This is a genomic window from Streptomyces tricolor (genome assembly GCF_002155905.1).
Taxonomy (GTDB): Bacteria; Actinomycetota; Actinomycetes; order Streptomycetales; family Streptomycetaceae; genus Streptomyces; species Streptomyces tricolor.
The window spans coordinates 1-19577 of record NZ_MUMF01000300.1 but is presented as its reverse complement, the minus strand read 5'-3'; the positions used below and the strand labels follow the sequence as shown (position 1 = coordinate 19577).

Sequence of the window (19577 nt, the reverse complement as noted above, 5' to 3'; positions counted from 1 at the left end):
CCGCTCGTCGGTGCCGAAGCCGCCGGGGCCGACTGCCTGCTGGCGGTCGGCGAGCACCCCGGCGGCTTCGGCACCGACGAGCGGACCTGCCTGGAGCTGATCGCCCGCGCGGTCGCCGTCCCCGCCCCGGCCGCCGTCGGAGACACCGGCGAGCTGCCCGCGGACGCCTTCAGCCTGGCCATGGACACCGGCCGGGTCGAGGTCGGCGAGGCCATCCTGCGGCTGTTCGGGATCGACCGGGACGGCTTCGACGGCCGCGTGGAGACCCTGCTCGGCCGCGCGGTGCCCGAGGACCTGCCCGCGCTGATGTCCGTGGTCGAGGCCGACCACATGTCCATCGGCGACCGGGAGCTGGAGTTCCGCATCCGGCAGCCCGGCGGCCCGCCCAAGTGGCTGCGGCTGCGCGGCCGGCTGCAGCCGGGCGGCGAGGGCCGCCCCGCCCGGCTGGTCGGCACCGTCGTCGACGCCTCCACCCTGCGTGCCGACGTCACCGACGTGGCCCGGGTGCAGCGCCTGGCCGCCGCCCTGGCCACCGCCGGCACGGTCAAGGACGTCGGACAGGCCGTCGTCGCCGCCCTGCGCAAACCGCTGCAGGCGGACCGGATCGCCCTGGCCGAACTGGAGAACGACCGCCTCGTCGTCACCGTCCTCGACCCGCCCGAGCCCGAGGCCTGGCCCGAGGTGTGGCGCAGCGAGTGGCGCACCGAGTGGCCCGACGCGCCGGTGCGCGCCATGCCCACCCTGGCCGCCGCGCTGCGCGAGGGCCGCGCCCGGATCTGGCCGGCCGGCAGCCCGCTGGAGCCCGCCCTCGCCGAGGTCGGACCGGGCGGCCTGGCCGTCCTGCCGCTGCCCGCCGGCAGCCGGATGGCCGGCGCCTGCCTGATCGGCTGGGACCGCCCGCACGAGTTCGCCGCCGACGAGCGCGCCCTGCTCACCGCCTGCGCCGGCCTGGCCGGCCAGGCCCTGCTGCGCGCCCACGCCTTCGACGCCGAGCACGAACTCGTCGGCATGCTCCAGCGCACCCTGCTGCCCCGCCGGCTGCCCCGGCTGCCCGGCGCGGTCGCCGTCGCCCGCTATCTGCCCACCACCGCGGGCCTGGAGGTCGGCGGCGACTGGTACGACGTGATCCCGCTCGCCGACAACCACGTCGCCCTGGTCATCGGCGACGTCCAGGGACACAACGCGGGCGCCGCCACCCTCATGGGCCAGATGCGCACCGCACTGCGCGCCTACGCCGCCGAGGGCCACGCCCCGGACGTGGTCGTCGCGCTCGCCAACCGGCTGCTGCTGGACATGGAGACCGACCTCTTCGCCACCTGCGGCTACGTCGACGTCGACATGGAGGAGGGCACCGCCTGGTGCGTCCGCGCCGGGCATCTGCAGCCGGTGCTGCGGCACCCCGACGGCACCGCCGAGATCGTGCGCGCCGAGGGCGGCCCGCCGCTCGGCGTGCTCGCCCAGGCCGAGTTCCCGATGACCCCGCTCCGCCTCCAGCCCGGCACCGTGCTCGCGCTGACCACCGACGGCCTGGTGGAGTCCCCCGGCGCCGACCTCGACGCCGGCATGGACCGCCTCGCCCGCGAACTGGCCGCCGCCGACCCCGCCCACCTCGGCCTGGTCGCCGACGCCCTGCTCACCGGCGCCCACCGCGGCGACGACGTGGCGCTGCTGCTGATGCGCTACGACGGCATGGCCGTACGGCCGCTGCGGGAGAGCTGGACGGTGTGGCGGGTGCCGGAGGCGGTCCGGCACGCCCGCCGCTTCACCCGGCGCACCCTGCGTGCCTGGGGCGTGTCCCCGGACACGCTCGACGCGGCCCTGCTGGTCGTCTCCGAACTCGTCACCAACGCCCTGGTGCACACCGGCGGCCAGGTCCGGCTCGACCTCAGCCTGGTCAACCACCGGCTGCGGCTGGCCGTCGCCGACTCCTCCCCGCGCAGCCCCGTGAAGCCCACCAGCATCGGCTGGGAGGCCACCGGAGGCCGGGGCATCCTGCTGGTGGAGGCCGTGTCGGCGGCGTGGGGGACGGTCCCGGTCAGCGGCGGCAAACAGGTCTGGGCGGACCTCGTACCCGACGGCTGAACCAGGGGCGGACCCGCCACTCGGGTACCCGTGAGAGCCATTCAGGCAGCTTGGGGAGGCGCGCTGCGGCACCCGTGCCTAGGGTCGGTTGGTGTGGCACACACCTTCGAAGAACTGGTGCAGAAGCAGCGCGCGGCCGAAGCGGCCCGCACCACGGTCGAGGAACTCCGCGACGCCTACGGCCCGCCGGCCGACCGGCGGATGACGGGGGCCCAGTCGGGCACCTACGAGACCGCGCTGCGCGCCTGGCGCGACCTGGCCCGCGATGCGCAGACGGCGGTGAGCGAGTACGCCCGGGAGACGGGCCGGCCGCGGGCCGAGGTGGAGGCCGAGGTGGCGCGGGCCGCCGCGACGGAGGACACATGAGCCGAGCCGGCCGCCGCGCCGAGCGGCTCGCGGACGCGGCCGACGCGCGGCTGCCCGTCGTGGCGGGCGGTGCCCTGCTGCGCAAGGCGTTCCCCCACCACTGGTCCTTCTTCCTCGGCGAACTCGCCCTCTACAGCCTGCTCGTGCTGCTCCTGACCGGCGTGTGGCTGACGTTCTTCTTCGAGCCGGAGATGCGCGAGGTCGTCTACGCGGGCTCCTACGCGCCGCTGCGCGGAGTGCGCATGTCGGCCGCGTTCGACTCCACCCTGCGCATCAGCTTCGACGTGCGCGGCGGGCTGCTGATGCGGCAGACCCACCACTGGGCCGCGCTCGTCTTCGTCGCCGCGATCGGCCTGCACCTGCTGCGGATCTTCTTCACCGGCGCCTTCCGCCGGCCCCGGGAGCTGAACTGGGTCATCGGCCTGACCCTGTTCGTGCTCTCGCTCGCCGAGGGCTTCGCCGGCTACTCGCTCCCCGACGACCTGCTCTCCGGCACCGGGCTGCGCATCGCGCAGGGCATCATGATGTCGATCCCGGTGGTGGGCACGTACGTGGCCTTCTTCGCCTTCGGCGGCGAGTTCCCGGGCGAGGACATCATCACCCGCCTGTACCCGCTGCACGTCCTGCTGCTCCCCGGCGCCCTCATCGCCCTGGTGACCGTGCATCTGGTCCTGGTCTTCCACCTCAAGCACACCCAGTGGCGGGGACCGGGCCGCAGCAACCGCAACGTCCGGGGCAAGCCCCTCATCCCGCAGTTCACCGCCACCTCCACCGGCCTGTCCCTGGCCGTCTTCGGCGTGCTGGTGCTGCTGTCCGGCGTCGCCCAGGTCAACCCGGTGTGGATGTACGGCCCCTACCGCGCGGACCTGGTCTCCACCGGCTCCCAGCCCGACTGGTACGTCGGATTCCTGGAGGGCGCGCTGCGGCTCGTACCGCCCTGGGAGACGAACATCGCCGGGCACACCGTCATGTGGAACGTGCTGCTGCCCGCCGTCGTCCTGCCCGGCCTGCTGTTCGCCGTGCTCTACGCCTACCCGTTCGTCGAGCAGCGGCTGACGGGGGAGCGGCTGCGCGAGCAGCACCTGTGCGACCGGCCGCGCGAGCGGCCCGTGCGCACCGGGCTCGGCGTGGCGGGCACCGTGTTCTACGGCGTCCTGCTGGTGGCGGGCGGCAACGACATCATCGCCTACGCCTTCCGCATCTCCGTCGACGCCCTGACATGGGTGCTGCGTATCGCTCTCGTGGTGGCGCCCGTCCTGGCGTTCCTGGTCACCCGGTGGGTGTGCCGCGCCCTGACGGCGGCCGAGCGGGAGCGCCTCGCCGAGGGCGTGCCCACCGGGGACATCCGGCAGACCGTCACCGGGGGCTACGAGAGCGGCACCGAGCCCGTGGAGACGTTCCGGCCCGGCGCTCCCCACAGGCCGCTCACCGGCGCGCGTACTGGAACACCAATCCGCACACGCCGCGCGCCAGAACGCCGAGACCGATGAGGAACAGCCACAGCCCGTGGACGACGCCGACGGCGGACACCGCGAAGCCGAGCGCGGTGACGATCGGCCACGGGCTCTCGTCCGGGAAGAACGCCACCGGACCGGCCCCGTCCGCGACCTCTGCCGCGGTGCGGTCCTGGGCGCGCGGGCCCCGGCGCCGGTACTGGACGAGGCAGAAGAAGGCGACCAGCGCGGCCATCGCGCACGCGACGACCAGCGCGGTCGTGCCCGTCTCCTCCCGCGACCACAGCCCGTACAGGACGGCACAGCCACCGAAGAACAGGGCCACGCCACCGAAGAGCAACGCCTCCGCCTTCACCGGACCCGCTCCTCTCCGGCCGGCTGCTCGACCTCGGGATGGTGCAGGTCGAACGCGGGCGACTCCGACCGGACGCGGGGCAGCGCGACGAAGTTGTGCCGGGGCGGCGGGCAGGACGTAGCCCACTCCAGGCCGCGCCCCCACCCCCAGGGGTCGTCGAGGGCGACCTTCTCGCCCCGGGCTGCGGTGCGCCAGACGTTGTACAGGAACGGCAGCGTGGACACGCCCAGCAGGAACGCGCCCGCCGTCGACAGCGTGTTGAGCACGGTGAAGCCGTCCACGGGCAGGTAGTCGGCGTACCGGCGGGGCATCCCCTCCTCGCCGAGCCAGTGCTGCACCAGGAAGGTCAGCTGGAACCCGGGGAACAGCAGCCAGAAGTGCACCTTGCCGAGCCGTTCGTCCAGCATCGTCCCGGTGAACTTCGGCCACCAGAAGTAGAAGCCGGCGAACATCGCGAACACCACCGTGCCGAACAGGACGTAGTGCAGGTGGGCCACGATGAAGTACGTGTCGGTCAGGTGGAAGTCGAGCGGCGGGGAGGCGATCAGCACGCCGCTGAGCCCGCCGAGCAGGAAGGACACCAGGAACCCCAGGGACCACAGCATCGGGGTCTCGAACGACACCGACCCGTGCACCATCGTCCCGATCCAGGCGAAGAACTTGATGCCCGTCGGCACCGCGATCAGGAACGACATGATCGAGAAGAACGGCAGCAGCACCGCCCCGGTGGCGAACATGTGGTGAGCCCACACCACCGCCGACAGCATGGTGATCGAGATCGTCGCCCCGATCATCGGCACATAACCGAACAGCGGTTTACGGGCGAAGACCGGGATGATCTCCGAGACGATCCCGAAGAACGGCAGCGCCACGATGTACACCTCGGGATGCCCGAAGAACCAGAACAGGTGCTGCCACAGCAGCGCGCCCCCGTTCGCCGCGTCGAAGATGTGCGCCCCGAACTTCCGGTCGGCCTCCAGCGCCAGCAGGGCCGCCGTCAGCACCGGGAACGCGGGCAGGATCAGGATCGAGGTGAACAGCACGTTCCAGGTGAACATGGGCATCCGGAACATGGTCATGCCGGGCGCGCGCAGGCACATGATCGTGGCGATGAAGTTCACCGCGGTCAGCGTCGTGGACACGCCCGAGACCACCAGCCCCATCGCCCACAGGTCACCGCCCGCGCCGGGGGAGAAGTAGGCGCTGTTGAGCGGGGCGTAGGCGAACCAGCCGAACGCCGCCGATCCGCCCGGCACCACGAATCCGGACACCACGATCAGGCCGCCGAACAGGTACATCCAGTACGACAGCGCGTTCAGCCGCGGGAAGGCCAGGTCGGGGGCGCCGATCTGGAGCGGCATGACGGCGTTGGCGAACCCGGCGAACATGGGCGTGGCGAACAGCAGCATCATGACGGTGCCGTGGATCGTGACGAACTCGTTGTAGCCCTGTTTGTTCAGGAACTGCAGACCGGGGTGCGCCAGTTCGGCGCGCATGGCCAGCGCGAGCAGCCCGGCCAGCAGGAAGAAGCAGAACGCCGTGACCATGTAGAGGCGGCCGATCACCTTGTGGTCGGTCGTGGTGGCCCAGCGCAGCAGCGCGCGCCCGGGGCGCGGAGCGGGGGCCGAGTAGCGCGCCGTGATCTCGAACGTTTCCGGCACCTGAGGCAGATCGGTCATCTCGGGCGAGGTTACTCGCGGTGACCGGAGGCCGGGTCGCGCCACGCCCTGCGCACATCCGGTCGTAGCCGCCGCCAGGGCGGGTACCCGACGGCCATGAACATTGCCACGAACGAAGCGGCCGCCGGAGCGCAGGTCTTCGGATACGTCCTCATCCTGATCGCCGGTGTGGCCTGCGTCGCGGGACTGATCTGGGCCTTCCGGATGGGCGCCAAGGTGCGGGAGCGGGAACCGGCGCCGCCGCGGCCGGACGAACAGCCGAGGGTGCCGCCGTCCGGGCCGGTCCACGAGACCCGCGAGGTCCGCGAGCCCGACGAGGTGCCCCGGGCCGCCGACGAGAGCGAGCGCCTCACCCCGCACCAGCTCGGCAACGTCGGCTCCAAACGCGCCGACGACCAGCGCCGGCCCCGCTGGTCGCCCGGCTCCAGCGGATCCTTCGGCGGTGGGGGTGGCGGCCGGACCTGACCTGAACCGCCCCGGGCCGCGACCCCGTTTGCGGGAGGCGCGGCCCGGGGACCCGTCCAGGCACAGAACGCAGCCCCGGGCCCGGCGGGCCCGGCGACGGATCCCGCACGGGCGGGACGCAGAAGGAAGATGAACGACGTGACCGCGCATGCCAGCGAGAAACCGGCCGTACCTCACGCGGAGACGGGCTGGGCCGCCGCCCACCGCCGGCGGAACCGGGGAGTGCGCACCTGCGTGCCCGCCGTCCTGGACCGCACCTCGGCGCGGCAGGAGGGGCCGGGCCCGGAGGACAACATCGTGCGCGGCGAGGACTGAAGGCCGCCGTCGCGGCCGGGCGGCCGGGTGGTCAGGCGCGGGTCCCGGCGAGCAGCTCCAGGACCTCCGTGGTGGTGCCGGTCTCGCCGAGCCGGGGGAAGATCCGCTCGACGCTGTTCGCGTGCGCCGCGCCGTCGGCGTCCGCCATGGCGTCGGTGGCGAGGGTGACGTGGTAACCGTGCGCGTAGGCGTCCCGGGCGGTGGACTCGACGCCGATGCTGGTGGCGATCCCGGCCAGCACGATCTGCGTGACGCCCCGGCGGCGCAGCTGCACGTCCAGGTCGGTGCCGTGGAAGGCGCTCCAGTTGTGCTTGGTGACCCGGATGTCACCGGCGTGCCCGGACAGCTCGTCGACGAGGACGTCCCAGCCCTCCGGGAAGGCGAGCCCGCGCGGCCCGCGCTCGGTGCGGCCGGGGACGGCGTCCGCCCCGTCGGGCGCGAAGGACACCCGGACCAGGACCACGGGCAGCCCGTGGGAGCGGAAGGCGTCGGCGAGCGCCGCCGTGCGGGAGACCACCTCGGTGCCCGGGTACGGCTGGGTGGGCATGGCCACGATGCCGCTTTGCAGGTCGACGGCGACGAGGGCGGTGCGGGGGTCGAGCGTGGTGAGCGACATGGGTCGGTCGGGCCTTTCAGGGGGTCGGGTCACAGCCGGCCGGGGAAGCGGCCGGGCGGGGCAGGGCCGGCGGCGGCGCGGAGCCGGCGGGCACGAGGAGGGCCGAGGCGTGGAAGCCCGGCCCGGTGCGGGGGACGACCGGGCTCAGGGACGGCCCGTGGACCATCGGCGGATCGAGTCCCGGTCGAACGCGGCGGGGGAGCGGCCGGTCCTGCCGGTGCGTGCGGTGAGTCTCGGTGTCACGGCCGGGACAGCCGTTCCATCAGCTCCAGCGCCGCGAGCACCGTCTGCCGCTCCTGCTCGGTGTAGCGGTCCTGGAAGGCGCGGGCCAGCCACTCCTCGCGCACCTGCCGGTTGCCCTCGATCCGGGCCCGGCCGGTGTCGGTCAGGGTGACCAGCTGGCGGCGGCCGTCGTCGGGGTCGGGGGCCCGGCGGATCAGCCCGTGCCCCTCCAGCGCGGCCAGCGTGGTGGCCATGGACTGCGGGCGCACCCCCTCGGCGGCGGCGAGCGCGCTGGCCGTGGCCGCGCCGTGCTTGCCGACCAGGGTGAGCGCCGACTCCTGCGAGGGGCTGAGGTCGGCGTCCTGCGCCACCTCCCGGATACGGCGCCGCAGCCTGCTGAACACCACGCGCAGATCGCGGGCGGCGCGGGCGGCGGAGTCGGAGATGTCGGCCATGCCGCCAGGCTAGGACCGACAGGAAGGACTGTCCAGGGCAGACTGTTCAGTTTTGGCTGTCTATTTGCCGGGTACTCGCCGGGCTCGGACGACGCAGCACGTCGGTGCACCCACGGACGACCCAAGGAGCGCAGATGACCCCTCCGGACAGGTCCGGCCTGGAGGCGGCCCTGAGCGCCGAGGTGGACGGCGAAGTCCGCTTCGACGCGGGCAGCCGCGGCGCCTACGCCACGGACGGTTCGAACTACCGGCAGGTCCCCCTGGGCGTCGTCGTCCCCCGCACCGTGGAGGCGGGCGCCCGCGCGGTGTCGGTGTGCTCACGCTTCGCCGCCCCCGTCCTCTCCCGGGGCGGCGGCACCAGCCTGGCCGGACAGTCCACCAACACCGCCGTGGTGATCGACTGGACCAAGTACTGCACCGGCGTGCTCTCCGTCGACCCCGAACGGCGCACCTGCGTGGTGGAGCCCGGCATCGTCCTGGACGAACTCAACCGGCGGCTCGCCCGCCACCGGCTCCAGTTCGGCCCGAAGCCGTCCACCCACAGCCACTGCGCGCTCGGCGGCATGATCGGCAACAACTCCTGCGGCGCCTCCGCCCAGGCCTACGGCAAGACCGTCGACAACGTCCGCCGCCTGGAGATCCTCACCTACGACGGGCAGCGCGCCTGGGTCGGCCCCACCCCGCCCGACGAACGCGCCCGGATCATCGCCGGGGGCGGCCGGCTCGCCGAGATCTACGCCGGCCTCGACCGCATCGCCACCGAGTACCTGGCCGACATCCGCCGCGGCTACCCCAAGATCCCCCGCCGGGTCTCCGGCTACAACCTGGACTCCCTGCTGCCCGAGAACGGCTTCGACCTGGCCAAGGCGCTCGTCGGCAGCGAGGGCACCCTGGTCACCGTCCTGCGCGCCGAACTCGACCTCGTGCCCGTGCCCGCGTACCAGTCGCTGCTCGTCCTCGGCTACGACGACATCTGCGCCGCCGCCGACGACGTGCCCCGCCTGCTGGAGCACTGCAACCCCACCCAACTGGAGGCCCTGGACGACCGGATGGCCCAGCTGATGCGCGAGGAGGGCGCCTACCTCGACTCGCTCGCCGTCCTGCCCGAGGGCGACAGCTGGCTGATGGTGCAGTACAGCGGCGACAGCCAGGAGGACGTCGACGAACAGGCGCACGCGCTGCTGCGGGCCCTCGGACGCACCGAGAAGGACGCGGACGTCGCCTTCTCCGACAACCCCGCCCGCGAGCAGAAGATGCTCAGGGCCCGCGAGGCCGGCCTCGGCGTCACCGCACGCCCGCCGGACGACCGGGAGACCTGGGAGGGCTGGGAGGACTCCGCCGTACCGCCCGAACGGCTCGGCGACTACCTGCGCGACCTGAAGGACCTGTTCGCCGAGTTCGACTACGGCCACCCGTCCCTGTACGGCCACTTCGGGCAGGGCTGCGTCCACACCCGCATCCCCTTCGGGCTGACGACCGCCGAGGGCGTGGCCGACTTCCGCCGCTTCCTGGAACGCGCCGCGGACCTCGTCGCCTCCTACGGCGGCTCCCTCTCCGGCGAGCACGGCGACGGCCAGTCCCGGGGCGAACTGCTCACCCGGATGTTCGGCGAACGGCTCGTCACCGCGTTCGGCGAGCTGAAGGCGCTGTTCGACCCCGGCAACCGGATGAACCCCGGCAAGATCGTCCACCCGAACCCGGTCGACGGACAGCTGCGGCTCGGCCCGGCCTGGCGGCCCGCCACCCCCCGCACCCACTTCGGCTTCCCCGAGGACGACCACTCCTTCAACCGCGCGGTGATGCGCTGCGTCGGCATCGGCAACTGCCGCAGCCACTCCGGCGGCGTCATGTGCCCCTCGTACCGGGCCACCAAGGAGGAGGAACACTCCACGCGCGGCCGGGCCCGGCTGCTGTTCGAGATGCTCGACGGACACGCCGACTCCGCGATCGGGGACGGCTGGCGCTCCACCGCCGTCCACGACGCCCTCGACCTCTGCCTGGCCTGCAAGGGCTGCAAGTCCGACTGCCCCACCGGTGTCGACATGGCCACCCTCAAAGCGGAGTTCCTCTCCCACCACTACGCGCGCCGCCTCCGCCCCGCCGCGCACTACTCCCTCGGCTGGCTCCCGCTCTGGGCGCGGCTGTCCCGCCTCGCCCCCGCCCTGGTCAACTCCGCGCTGCACGCGCCCGGGCTGGGCCGCGCGGGCAAGCGGCTGGCCGGTGTCGACGCGGCGCGCCCGGCCCCCCTGTTCGCCGAGGAGTCCTTCCTCCAATGGTGGCGGGCGCGCGACCGGCCGGACCCCGACCCGGCCGACCCGCGCACCGTCCTGCTGTGGCCCGACACCTTCAGCACCTACTTCCACCCCTCCGTCGCGATCTCGGCCGTCCGCGTCCTGGAGGACGCCGGCTTCCAGGTCGCCGTCCCCGACCGGCCGGTGTGCTGCGGCCTGACCTGGATCTCCACCGGCCAGCTCCCCACCGCGAAACGGGTGCTGCGGCACACCCTCGGCGTGCTGCGCCCCTACCTGGAAGCCGGCACCCCCGTCATCGGCCTGGAGCCCTCCTGCACGGCCGTCTTCCGCACCGACGCCCCGGAGCTGATGCCCGGCGACCAGGACGTGCAGCGGCTCGCCGGCCGGACCCGCACCCTCGCCGAACAGCTCGTCCACCACGCCCCCGACGACTGGCGGCCACCGCGGCTGGCCCGGCAGGCGACCGTGCAGACCCACTGCCACCAGCACGCCGTCATGCGGTTCGACGCCGACCGTGAACTGATGCGCCGCGCCCACCTCGACGCCGAGGTGCTCGACGAGGGCTGCTGCGGTCTGGCCGGCAACTTCGGCTTCGAACGCGGCCACCACGAGGTGTCCCTGGCTGTCGGCGAACAGGGCGTGCTGCCCGCCGTCCGCGGGGCCGCCCCGGACAGCCTGGTCCTCGCCGACGGCTTCAGCTGCCGCACCCAGATCGAACAGGGAGGCACCGGCCGCCGCGCCCTGCACCTCGCCGAGGCCCTGGCCCTCGCCCTCGACGGCACCCTGCCCGCCGACCACCCCGAGCGGCTCGCCGACCGCCCCGTCGAACCCTCCCGCACGGCCCGCTGGGCGGCCGCCGCGTCCGCCGCCGCCCTCACCGTGGGCGCCCTCACCGGGCTGCGGCAGCTCAGGAGGTGACCATGAGCGACCAGCCGGCCGTCGAGTCCGTGGACACCGCCGTCTACACCGTGCCGACGGACGCCCCCGAGGCCGACGGCACCCTCGCCTGGGACAGCACCACCCTCGTCCTGGTCACCGTCCGCGCCGGCACCACCACCGGGCTCGGCTACACCTACGCGCCCGCCGCCACCGCCCACGTCGTCCGCACGCTGCTCGCCGGCACCGTCACCGGCCGATCCGCGTACGACGTGCCCCGCGCCCACGAGCTGATGTGCCGGGCCGTACGCAACGCCGGCCTGCCGGGCGTCGTCGCCCAGGCGATCTCCGCCGTCGACATCGCCCTGTGGGACCTCAAGGCCCGCCTGCTCGGCCTGCCCCTCGTCCACCTGCTGGGCGCCGCCCGCGACGACGTCCCCGTCTACGGCAGCGGCGGCTTCACCACCTACGACACCGCCCGTCAGGAACGCCAGCTGCGCGGCTGGACCGAGGAACAGGGCATCCCCCGCGTCAAGATCAAGATCGGGGAGTCCCGGGGCACCCGCGAGGACCGGGACCTCGAACGCGTCGCCCGCGCCCGGGCCACCGTCGGCGACACCGCCGAGCTGTACGTCGACGCCAACGGCGGCTACACGGCCGGCCAGGCCCTGCGCCTCGCCGACCCGCTCGCCGACCACGGCGTCACCTGGTTCGAGGAGCCCGTCTCCTCCGACCACCCGGCCACCCTCGCGGACATCCGCCGCCGGACCACGGTCGACGTCGCCGCCGGCGAATACGGCTACACCCTCCCGTACTTCGAGCACATGCTGGCCGCCGGAGCCGTCGACTGCCTCCAGGCCGACGTCACCCGGTGCGGCGGCATCACCGTCTGGCTGCGCGCCGCCGCGCTCGCCCAGGCGCGCGGCATCGACGTCTCCGGGCACTGCGCGCCGCACGCCCACGCCCACGTGGCCGCCGCCGTGCCCAACCTGCGCCATCTGGAGTGGTTCCACGACCACGTCCGCATCGAACGACTCCTGTTCGACGGCGTCCTCGACCCCGGCGGCGGCAGCATCGCACCGGGCGCCGACGGGGCACCCGGCCTCGGCCTGACCCTCGCCGAGGAACGGGCGGCCCCCTACCGGGTGGAGTGACCGGCACCACGTACGCAAGACACCAGGGACCCACGAGGAGAGGACCATGCCCCCCACCGTCGTCATCACCGGCGCCAGCGCCGGCATCGGCCGCGCCACCGCACGGCTGTACGCCCGGCGCGGCGCCGACGTCGTCCTGATCGCGCGCGGCGAGGGCGGCCTGGAAGCCGCGGCCGACGAGGTCGCGGCGCTCGGCGGACGGCCCCTGGTGCAGGTGGCCGACGCGGCCGACCCGGCGCAGCTGGAGGCCGCCGCCGAGGCCGCGGAAAAGACGTTCGGCCCCATCGACGTATGGATCAACTGCGCGTTCGCCACCGTGTTCGCGCCCTTCGAGGAGATCACCGCGGAGGAGTTCCAGCGGGTCACCGACGTCACCTACCTCGGCTTCGTCAACGGCACCCGCTCCGCCCTCAAGCGCATGCTGCCCCGCGACCGGGGCACCGTCGTGCAGGTCGGCTCGGCGCTCGGGGAACGGTCGATCCCCCTGCAGTCGGCGTACTGCGGAGCCAAGCACGCCATCAACGGCTTCACCTCCTCCGTGCGCACGGAACTGCTGCACCGGGGCAGCAACGTACACCTCACCGTCGCCCAGATGCCCGCCGTCAACACCCCCCAGTTCGAGTGGGTCCGCTCCCGGCTCCCCCGCCACCCCATGCCGGTCCCGCCGATCTACCAGCCCGAGGTCGCGGCGCGCGGCGTGCTGTACGCCGCCGACCATCCGCGCCGCAAGCAGTACTACGTCGGCGCGTCCACCGTCGCCACCATCTGGGCCAACCGGCTCGCCCCGGCGCTGCTCGACCGCTACCTGGCCCGCACCGGCTACGACTCCCAGCAGACCGACCGCGTCCCGCCCGCCGGCCTGGACAACCTCTTCGCCCCGGCCGACCGGGAACCCGCCGACGACCAGGGCGCCCACGGCGCCTTCGACGACAGCGCGCACGCCCGCTCCTGGCAGGAGACCCTGGTCCGGCACCCCGCGGCCACCGCCCTCGGCGCGGGCGCCGCCCTGCTGGGCACCGTACGCGGCCTGCGCCGCATCACCGCGCGCCGCATAGGCTGACGGCGTGCGCCTCCTGCTCATCTCCGACACGCACCTGCCGAAGCGGGCCAAGCGGCTCCCGGAGCAGCTGCTCGCCGAACTCCCGCGCGCGGACGTCGTGATCCACGCCGGGGACTGGGTCGACACCGCCACCCTCGACCTGCTGGAGAGCCGCAGCCGCCGGCTGATCGGCGTGTACGGCAACAACGACGGCCCCGAACTGCGCGCCCGGCTCCCCGAGGTGGCCTATGCCGAACTGGGCGGCCTGCGCTTCGGCGTCGTCCACGAGACCGGCCCCGCCCAGGGCCGCGAGGCCCGCTGCGCCGCCCGCTTCCCGGACCTGGACGTGCTCGTCTTCGGACACAGCCACATCCCCTGGGACACCACCGCCCCCGGCGGCCTGCGCCTGCTCAACCCCGGCTCCCCGACCGACCGCCGCCGCCAGCCCCACTGCACCTACCTGACGGCGACGGCCACCGACGGCACGCTGACGGACGTCACCCTGCACCGCCTGCCGCAGCGCTAGCGCCTGTCCGCCGTGCGCGTCGTCGCCCGAAGGGCAACCGCGCGGCGTCAGGTGCGGCGACAGTGCGTGCAGGGCGTCGCGCGGCAGACGGGAGTCGGACAGGTCCCAGGGCGTCCCGTGCGGGCAAAGGGTCCTGACGGCCGGCCGTGCGAGGATGCCGGGATGATCTCCAGCGCCGGCATACCCCCCGTCGTACCCGCAGGCCGCATGGCCGACCGCGCCCAGCCCGTCCTCGACCTGCCGGGCGGCCGGCGGCTGCGGCCCTGGGGGCCCGAGGACGCCGACGCGCTGGTCGCCGCCGGACAGGATCCCGCGATCCGGCGGTGGAACCTGTTCACCGTGGCCGACCGCGCGGACGCCCGCACCCGGATCGCCCGCATGCACGAGCGGTGGCGGTCCGAGACCGGCGCCGTGTGGGCCCTCGCGCGGCCGGACGGCCCGGCCGTCGGACTCATCGGGCTGAACGACGTCGACCTGGCGGGCGGCAGCGCCGAACTCGTCTACTGGCTGCTGCCCGCGGCACGCGGCGGCGGCCTCGCCGTCGCGGCGACCCGGCGGCTCGCCCGCTGGGCCCTGGCCGACCTGGGCCTGCACCGGCTGCGTCTGTGCCACTCGACGGCCAACCCCGCGTCCTGCCGGGTGGCCGAGAAGGCCGGCTTCACCTTCGAGGGCACCCAGCGCAGCGCCCTGCTGCACACCGACGGCTGGCACGACCAGCACCTGCACGCACGCGTGGCCGGGGATCCCGAGTAGTACCCGGGGGATCGCCGGCGCCGGGCGGGCCCCGTGGGGTGGGGTACGTCCCCGGGCCACGATCGGCGACGCCGCCCTGCCCGCCCTCGGCGCGGCCACAGGCGGGTCGCGCCGGCAGGGCTTGCCGTGTTCCGTACCGGGCCCCCGGCCGGGGCCTCGCCACGGGTGTGTCCGTGGCGGTCGTCGACCGGTGGCGCGGGGGCGCCGGCGACGCGCTGCCGCTGCCCAGCACACCGGTCGTCATGGAGACCGTTTCCCCACCGGCCGAGCGGGCCCGCGTGCGATCGGTCGAGGCGCCCTGGTGTGCTCCCGCTCCGCGGTCCGGGGGAGCCGGGAGCCGGCGGCCCGCTCTCGGAAGGGAGGGCCTGGCGCCGGTGGGCCGGCGGTCGGCGGTGACAAATCCGTGGACACGCGGTGGGCCGACTCGCTGTGATGGCAGGCGTGTCGATCGATGCCTCTCTCGTCCGTCGGCTGCTCGCGGCCCAGTTCCCGCGGTGGGCCGGGCTGCCCGTCCGGCCGGTGCCGCGCTCCGGTATGGACAACGCGACGTTCCGCCTCGGCGACGAACTCGCCGTTCGGCTGCCACGCTATGCCCACTGGGCCGGCCAGGTCGCCCGGGAGCAGCGCTGGTTGCCCCGGCTCGCCCCGCGGCTGCCGCTGCCCGTCCCGAAGCCCGTCGCCCAGGGAGAACCGGGGGAGGAGTACCCGTACCCGTGGACGGTCTACCGCTGGCTGCCCGGTGAGACGGTGACCCCGCAATCCCTGGCCGACCCCGTGCGGGCCGCCCGTGACCTCGCCGGGTTCCTCACCGCTCTCCAGGGCATCGACCCCACGGGCGGGCCGGGGCCCGAGCAGAGCAACGCCTTCCGCGGGCTCCCGCTCGGCGCGGCCCGGGACTCGGTGGCCGACGACGCCCGGGTGCGCCCGAGGATCGAGGCGCTGAAGCGGGCCGGACTCGCCGACGCCGGCCTGGTCACGGAGGTCTGGGAGGCGGCGCTCGCGGCACCGGCCTGGGACCGGCGGCCGGTGTGGGTCCACGGCGACCTGGACGCGGCGAACCTCCTGGCCCGGGACGGCCGCCTGAGCGGCGTCATCGACTTCGGCACGCTCGCGGTGGCCGATCCCGCCGTGGACCTGGTGCCGGCCTGGAAGGTCCTGCCCGCGTCGGCGCGCCCGGTGTTCCGCGACGCGGTGGGGGCCGACACGGCCACCTGGGCCCGGGGCCGCGGCTGGGCCCTCGCCGCCTCGCTCCCCGTCCCCGACGACCCCTACTACCGCGCGGACCCGTCCCGCGTGCCGAGGGCCCTCGCGCACCTGGAGCAGATCCTCGCCGACCACCGCGCGGAGGCGGGCTGAGGCGCCCGTCGGCCGCCCGCGAGGCGCAGGTCAGGGCGCTCCCGGCGGATGGATCGCCCCGCGCGTCGTACTGAGCGGGGCCCCGCTGCCGCCCCACCGCAGGGCCACGATCTCCGCCGCCACCGACACCGCCACCTCCTCCGGCGTACGGGCCCCCAGGTCCAGGCCGACCGGGGAGCGCAGCCGGGACAGTTCCTCGTCGGTCAGGCCGGCCTCGACCAGGCGGCGCAGCCGGTCGTCGTGGGTGCGCCGGCTGCCCATCGCCCCGATGTACGCCGCCGGGCGGCGCAGCGCCTCCCGCAGCACCGGCACGTCGAACTTGGGGTCGTGGGTGAGGACGCAGATCACCGTGCGCTCGTCGGTGCGCGTGCCGCGCAGATACCGGTGCGGCCGGTCCACGACGACCTCGACCCCCTCGGGGAACCGGCGGGGCGTGGCGAACACCGGCCGGGCGTCGCACACGGTCACCCGGTAGCCGAGGAAGTCCCCGAGCCGGGCCACCGCGGCGGCGTAGTCGATGGCGCCGAACACCAGCATGCGCGGCGGCGGCGCGAAGGACTGCAGGAACACGGTGACGGTGTCCTCGCGCCGCTCCCCGTGCGGCCCGTAGTGTCGCAGGCCGGTCACCCCGAGGGCGAGTTCGCCGCGCGCGTCGGCGGCGACGGCCGCGTCCAGCCCCCGTGTGCCCAGGCGGCCGGCGGCCGTCCGCGGCCACACCGCGAGGGTGGCCCCGCGCGGCGCCGGCCCGTCGACCACGGTGGCCACCCCGACCGGCTCACCGCCCGCGACGGACGCGACGACCGCGCCGAACACCGGATCCCGGGCCGGGGTCACCGGCCGTACCAGGACGGTGATCTCACCGCCGCAGGTGAGCCCGGCCGCGAAGGCGTCGTCGTCGCTGTATCCGAACGTCTCCAGCCGTGCCGCGCCGGTCTCGACGACCTCCTGGGCCAGCTCGGACACCGCGCCCTCCACACAGCCGCCGGACACGCTGCCGACCACCTCGCCGTCCGGACCGACCGCCAGTGCGGCACCGGGCCCGCGCGGCGCGCTGTGGCTCACCGCGACGACCGTGGCCAGCCCGAACGGCACCCGGGCGGCGTACCACCGGTCCAGAACCGCGAGAATCTCACGCATCGCCCGCTCCTCGGTCCACCCGGCACGGTATCTGGTTGAACGTTAATCCGTTGGTGGTGCCGCCGCCGTTCTGCTGCACTGCACCGGTCGAGTTCCCCCAGCGAACCAGGAGTGATCATGCGCGCACCGTTCATGTCCGGCCCGGAAGGAATCGCCCACTCTCTCAAGGACATGACGCTTCGTGCCATTGCTCAATCTGGGAATCCTCGCGCACGTCGACGCGGGTAAGACGAGCCTGACCGAACGGCTCCTGCACACCGCCGGAGTGATCGACGAGATCGGCAGCGTCGACGCCGGCAGCACCACCACCGACACCCTCGCGCTGGAGCGGCAGCGCGGCATCACCATCAAGTCCGCCGTCGTGTCGTTCCCGCTCGACGGCGTGACCGTCAACCTGATCGACACCCCCGGCCACCCGGACTTCATCGCCGAGGTCGAGCGGGTGCTCGGCGTGCTCGACGGTGCCGTCCTGGTCGTCTCCGCCGTCGAGGGCGTCCAGGCGCAGACCCGGGTGCTGATGCGCACCCTGCGCCGGCTGCGCCTGCCCACCCTGGTCTTCGTCAACAAGATCGACCGGCGCGGCGCCCGGGACGCGGCGGTGCTCCGCCAGATGGCGCAGCGCCTCGCCGTACCGCTCGTCCCGATGGGCACGGCCGCCGGGCTCGGCACGCGCGCCGCCCGCTTCCGGCCCGGCCTCGGACCGGAAGCGCTGGAGGCGCTGGCGGACCGGGACGACGGCCTGCTCGCCGCCTACCTCGACGGCACGGTCCCCGAGGGCCGGCTGTGCCGCGCCCTGGCGGCACAGACCCGCGGCGCCTCGGTCCACCCGGTGTACTTCGGCTCCGCGATCACCGGCGCCGGCGTGCCCGAGCTGATCGGCGGCATCCAACGGCTGCTGCCGCCCGCCGCGGGCGACCCGGACGGCCCCCTGTCGGGCACGGTCTTCAAGGTCGAGCGGGGTCCGGCGGGGGAGAAGGTGGCCTACGCCCGCCTCTTCTCCGGCACCCTGCGCGTCCGCGACCGGATCCCGTTCGGCGACGGCCGCCGGGGCACCGGCGGCGAGGGTCGCGTGACCGCGCTCAGCGTCTTCGACCGCGGCACGGACACCCGGACGGACAGCGCCGGTGCGGGCCGGATCGTCAAGGTGTGGGGGCTCGGCGGCATCCGGATCGGGGACGCGCTGGGCGGGTCCCCCGGCGCGAGCGCGGCCGAGTGCGCGGGAGCGCCGGGACGCGCCTCCTCGCACCACTTCGCGCCACCCACCCTGGAGACGGTCGTCGTCCCCGGCCCCGGCACGGACCGGCGCTCGCTGCACCTCGCGCTCACCCAGCTGGCCGAGCAGGATCCGCTGATCGGCGTCCGCCACGACGAGCTGCGAGGGGAGACGTCGGTGTCCCTCTACGGCGAGGTGCAGAAGGAGGTCGTCCAGGCCACCCTCGCCGACGAGTACGGCCTCGACGTCACCTTCCGCGAGACGACGACCCTGTGCATCGAACGGCCGGTGGGCACCGGGCACGCCGTCGAGTTCAACAAGAAGGACCCCAACCCCTTCCTCGCCACCGTCGGCCTGCGCGTCGACCCCGCCCCGCCCGGCGCGGGCGTGGCGTTCCGGCTGGAGGTGGAGCTGGGTTCGATGCCGTACGCCTTCTTCAAGGCCGTCGAGGACACCGTCCGGGAGACGCTCGGCCAGGGGCTGCACGGCTGGCAGGTCACCGACTGCACGGTCACCATGACCCACTCCGGCTACTCGCCCCGGCAGAGCCACGCGCACCAGGGCTTCGACAAGAGCATGTCGAGCACCGGCCAGGACTTCCGGGGCCTGACCCCGCTGGTCCTGATGGAGGCGCTGCGCCGGGCCGGCACCCTGGTGCACGAGCCGGTCCACCGCTTCCGGCTCGAGGCGCCGGCCGACACGCTCGGCGCGCTGCTGCCGGTGCTGGCCCGGCTGGGCGCGGTACCGGAGAGCACCGGCACACGGGACGTGGTCTGCGTGCTGGAGGGCATGGTGCCTGCTGCCCGGGTGCACGCGCTGGAGCGGCAGCTGCCGGGACTGACCCGGGGCGAGGGCGAGCTGGAGACGGCCTTCGACCACTACGCGCCGGTGACCCGCGGCACGGTTCCGCACCGGCCGCGCACCGACCACAACCCGCTGAACAGGAAGGAGTACCTGCTGAACGTGACCCGCCGGGTGGGGGAGTGAGCAGGCGGACTGACTGACAGTCAACTTACTGACGGGTCAGGAGGTATTGACGCTGCCCGGACGCCGCCGGACTGTGGTGGACATGACGAACATCCGGGTACGTCTGCTCGCTGTCCTGGTCGTCCTCAGCGGATCCCTGACGGTGGCGGGAGTCCCGCCCGCCACCGCCGCCACCCCTCCCGACTCCCTCTGGTTCGACGGCGCCCCGCTGACCGTGCGGGACGGCCGGTTCACCGACGGGCGGGGCCGCGAGATCGTCCTGCGCGGCTACAACG

General features: G+C 74.3%; 17 protein-coding genes and 1 pseudogene. 13 read left to right on the top strand and 5 right to left on the bottom strand.

The genetic code is table 11. The features are described 5' to 3' along the window. The 3 genes from CCN44_RS21940 to qcrB form a co-directional block, all read left to right on the top strand. On the top strand, positions 1–2082 hold a 2082-nt coding region (locus CCN44_RS21940), incomplete at its 5' end, for a SpoIIE family protein phosphatase (RefSeq protein WP_086698846.1). 93 nt (positions 2083–2175) lie between these two features. Further along, positions 2176–2448 carry a hypothetical protein gene (locus CCN44_RS21935; RefSeq protein ID WP_059246830.1) on the top strand — a complete coding sequence of 91 codons (273 nt, stop codon included), beginning with the start codon at positions 2176–2178 and terminating at the stop codon, positions 2446–2448. Next, a complete protein-coding gene (gene qcrB, locus CCN44_RS21930; RefSeq protein WP_086698844.1) occupies positions 2445–3938 on the top strand; it encodes a cytochrome bc1 complex cytochrome b subunit in 1494 nt (497 codons plus the stop codon). The genes CCN44_RS21935 and qcrB overlap by 4 nt, the downstream gene beginning before the upstream one ends. Here qcrB and ctaF read toward each other — a convergent pair. Continuing rightward, positions 3874–4257 (bottom strand): aa3-type cytochrome oxidase subunit IV, encoded by a 384-nt coding sequence (ctaF, locus tag CCN44_RS21925; RefSeq protein WP_059246831.1) that lies wholly within the window; start codon positions 4255–4257, stop codon positions 3874–3876. The genes qcrB and ctaF overlap by 65 nt on opposite strands. After that, positions 4254–5936 (bottom strand): aa3-type cytochrome oxidase subunit I, encoded by a 1683-nt coding sequence (gene ctaD, locus CCN44_RS21920; RefSeq protein WP_079080805.1) that lies wholly within the window; start codon positions 5934–5936, stop codon positions 4254–4256. The genes ctaF and ctaD overlap by 4 nt, the downstream gene beginning before the upstream one ends. Before the next feature lie 96 nt (positions 5937–6032). On the opposite strand from ctaD, the gene CCN44_RS21915 reads away from it, so the two are divergent. Both CCN44_RS21915 and CCN44_RS21910 read left to right on the top strand, forming a co-directional pair. Further along, positions 6033–6401: a DUF6479 family protein gene (locus CCN44_RS21915; RefSeq protein ID WP_059246832.1), complete on the top strand. Its 369-nt coding sequence runs from the start codon at positions 6033–6035 to the stop codon at positions 6399–6401. Between the two features lie 129 nt (positions 6402–6530). Next, positions 6531–6716: a hypothetical protein gene (locus tag CCN44_RS21910; RefSeq protein ID WP_059246833.1), complete on the top strand. Its 186-nt coding sequence runs from the start codon at positions 6531–6533 to the stop codon at positions 6714–6716. A 31-nt stretch (positions 6717–6747) separates the two neighbouring features. Here the strand turns inward: CCN44_RS21910 and CCN44_RS21905 are convergent, their stop codons facing one another. Further along, positions 6748–7332, bottom strand: coding sequence for an isochorismatase family protein (locus tag CCN44_RS21905; protein ID WP_086698842.1), 585 nt, complete (start codon positions 7330–7332; stop codon positions 6748–6750). A gap of 239 nt (positions 7333–7571) precedes the next feature. Further along, entirely contained in the window at positions 7572–8009 is a 438-nt protein-coding gene (locus CCN44_RS21900; protein ID WP_059246835.1) for a MarR family winged helix-turn-helix transcriptional regulator, read from the bottom strand. Positions 8010–8143: 134 nt separating this feature from the next. Here CCN44_RS21900 and CCN44_RS21895 point away from each other — a divergent pair, with 134 nt between their 5' ends. The 6 genes from CCN44_RS21895 to CCN44_RS21870 all read left to right on the top strand — a co-directional run bounded on the left by CCN44_RS21895 (position 8144) and on the right by CCN44_RS21870 (position 15965). Beyond that, entirely contained in the window at positions 8144–11179 is a 3036-nt protein-coding gene (locus tag CCN44_RS21895; protein ID WP_086698839.1) for an FAD-binding and (Fe-S)-binding domain-containing protein, read from the top strand. 2 nt (positions 11180–11181) lie between these two features. Then, positions 11182–12291, top strand: a complete 1110-nt coding sequence (locus CCN44_RS21890; RefSeq protein ID WP_059246837.1) for an enolase C-terminal domain-like protein — start codon at positions 11182–11184, stop codon at positions 12289–12291. Between the two features lie 46 nt (positions 12292–12337). Next, the gene (locus CCN44_RS21885) at positions 12338–13351 is read left to right on the top strand and encodes an SDR family oxidoreductase (RefSeq protein ID WP_059246838.1); all 1014 of its coding nucleotides are present in this window, start codon (positions 12338–12340) and stop codon (positions 13349–13351) included. A 4-nt stretch (positions 13352–13355) separates the two neighbouring features. Beyond that, the gene (locus tag CCN44_RS21880; RefSeq protein WP_059246839.1) at positions 13356–13856 is read left to right on the top strand and encodes a metallophosphoesterase family protein; all 501 of its coding nucleotides are present in this window, start codon (positions 13356–13358) and stop codon (positions 13854–13856) included. Between the two features lie 162 nt (positions 13857–14018). Continuing rightward, positions 14019–14609 carry a GNAT family N-acetyltransferase gene (locus CCN44_RS21875; protein ID WP_059246840.1) on the top strand — a complete coding sequence of 197 codons (591 nt, stop codon included), beginning with the start codon at positions 14019–14021 and terminating at the stop codon, positions 14607–14609. Positions 14610–15050: 441 nt separating this feature from the next. Further along, on the top strand, positions 15051–15965 hold the full coding sequence (locus tag CCN44_RS21870; protein WP_086698848.1) for an aminoglycoside phosphotransferase family protein: 915 nt from the start codon (positions 15051–15053) through the stop codon (positions 15963–15965). A gap of 30 nt (positions 15966–15995) precedes the next feature. Here CCN44_RS21870 and CCN44_RS21865 read toward each other — a convergent pair whose 3' ends face one another. Further along, positions 15996–17102, bottom strand: coding sequence for an XdhC family protein (locus CCN44_RS21865; protein WP_086698836.1), 1107 nt, complete (start codon positions 17100–17102; stop codon positions 15996–15998). A gap of 181 nt (positions 17103–17283) precedes the next feature. Between CCN44_RS21865 and CCN44_RS21860 the strand changes: the two genes are divergently transcribed. After that, positions 17284–19302, top strand: a complete 2019-nt coding sequence (locus CCN44_RS21860) for an elongation factor G (protein WP_086698833.1) — start codon at positions 17284–17286, stop codon at positions 19300–19302. An 82-nt stretch (positions 19303–19384) separates the two neighbouring features. Then, a pseudogene (locus CCN44_RS21855) lies at positions 19385–19577 on the top strand (endoglycosylceramidase); the annotation flags it as partial.

Excerpts from the sequence above, each read along its gene's own strand:
- CCN44_RS21895 (WP_086698839.1), top strand. The coding sequence starts at position 8,144 with ATGACCCCTCCGGACAGGTCCGGCCTGGAGGCGGCCCTGAGCGCCGAG.
- CCN44_RS21915 (WP_059246832.1), top strand. The coding sequence starts at position 6,033 with ATGAACATTGCCACGAACGAAGCGGCCGCCGGAGCGCAGGTCTTCGGA.
- CCN44_RS21905 (WP_086698842.1), bottom strand. The coding sequence starts at position 7,332 with ATGTCGCTCACCACGCTCGACCCCCGCACCGCCCTCGTCGCCGTCGAC.
- CCN44_RS21865 (WP_086698836.1), bottom strand. The coding sequence starts at position 17,102 with ATGCGTGAGATTCTCGCGGTTCTGGACCGGTGGTACGCCGCCCGGGTG.
- CCN44_RS21900 (WP_059246835.1), bottom strand. The coding sequence starts at position 8,009 with ATGGCCGACATCTCCGACTCCGCCGCCCGCGCCGCCCGCGATCTGCGC.
- ctaD (WP_079080805.1), bottom strand. The coding sequence starts at position 5,936 with ATGACCGATCTGCCTCAGGTGCCGGAAACGTTCGAGATCACGGCGCGC.
- qcrB (WP_086698844.1), top strand. The coding sequence starts at position 2,445 with ATGAGCCGAGCCGGCCGCCGCGCCGAGCGGCTCGCGGACGCGGCCGAC.
- CCN44_RS21890 (WP_059246837.1), top strand. The coding sequence starts at position 11,182 with ATGAGCGACCAGCCGGCCGTCGAGTCCGTGGACACCGCCGTCTACACC.
- CCN44_RS21875 (WP_059246840.1), top strand. The coding sequence starts at position 14,019 with ATGATCTCCAGCGCCGGCATACCCCCCGTCGTACCCGCAGGCCGCATG.
- CCN44_RS21885 (WP_059246838.1), top strand. The coding sequence starts at position 12,338 with ATGCCCCCCACCGTCGTCATCACCGGCGCCAGCGCCGGCATCGGCCGC.
- CCN44_RS21910 (WP_059246833.1), top strand. The coding sequence starts at position 6,531 with ATGAACGACGTGACCGCGCATGCCAGCGAGAAACCGGCCGTACCTCAC.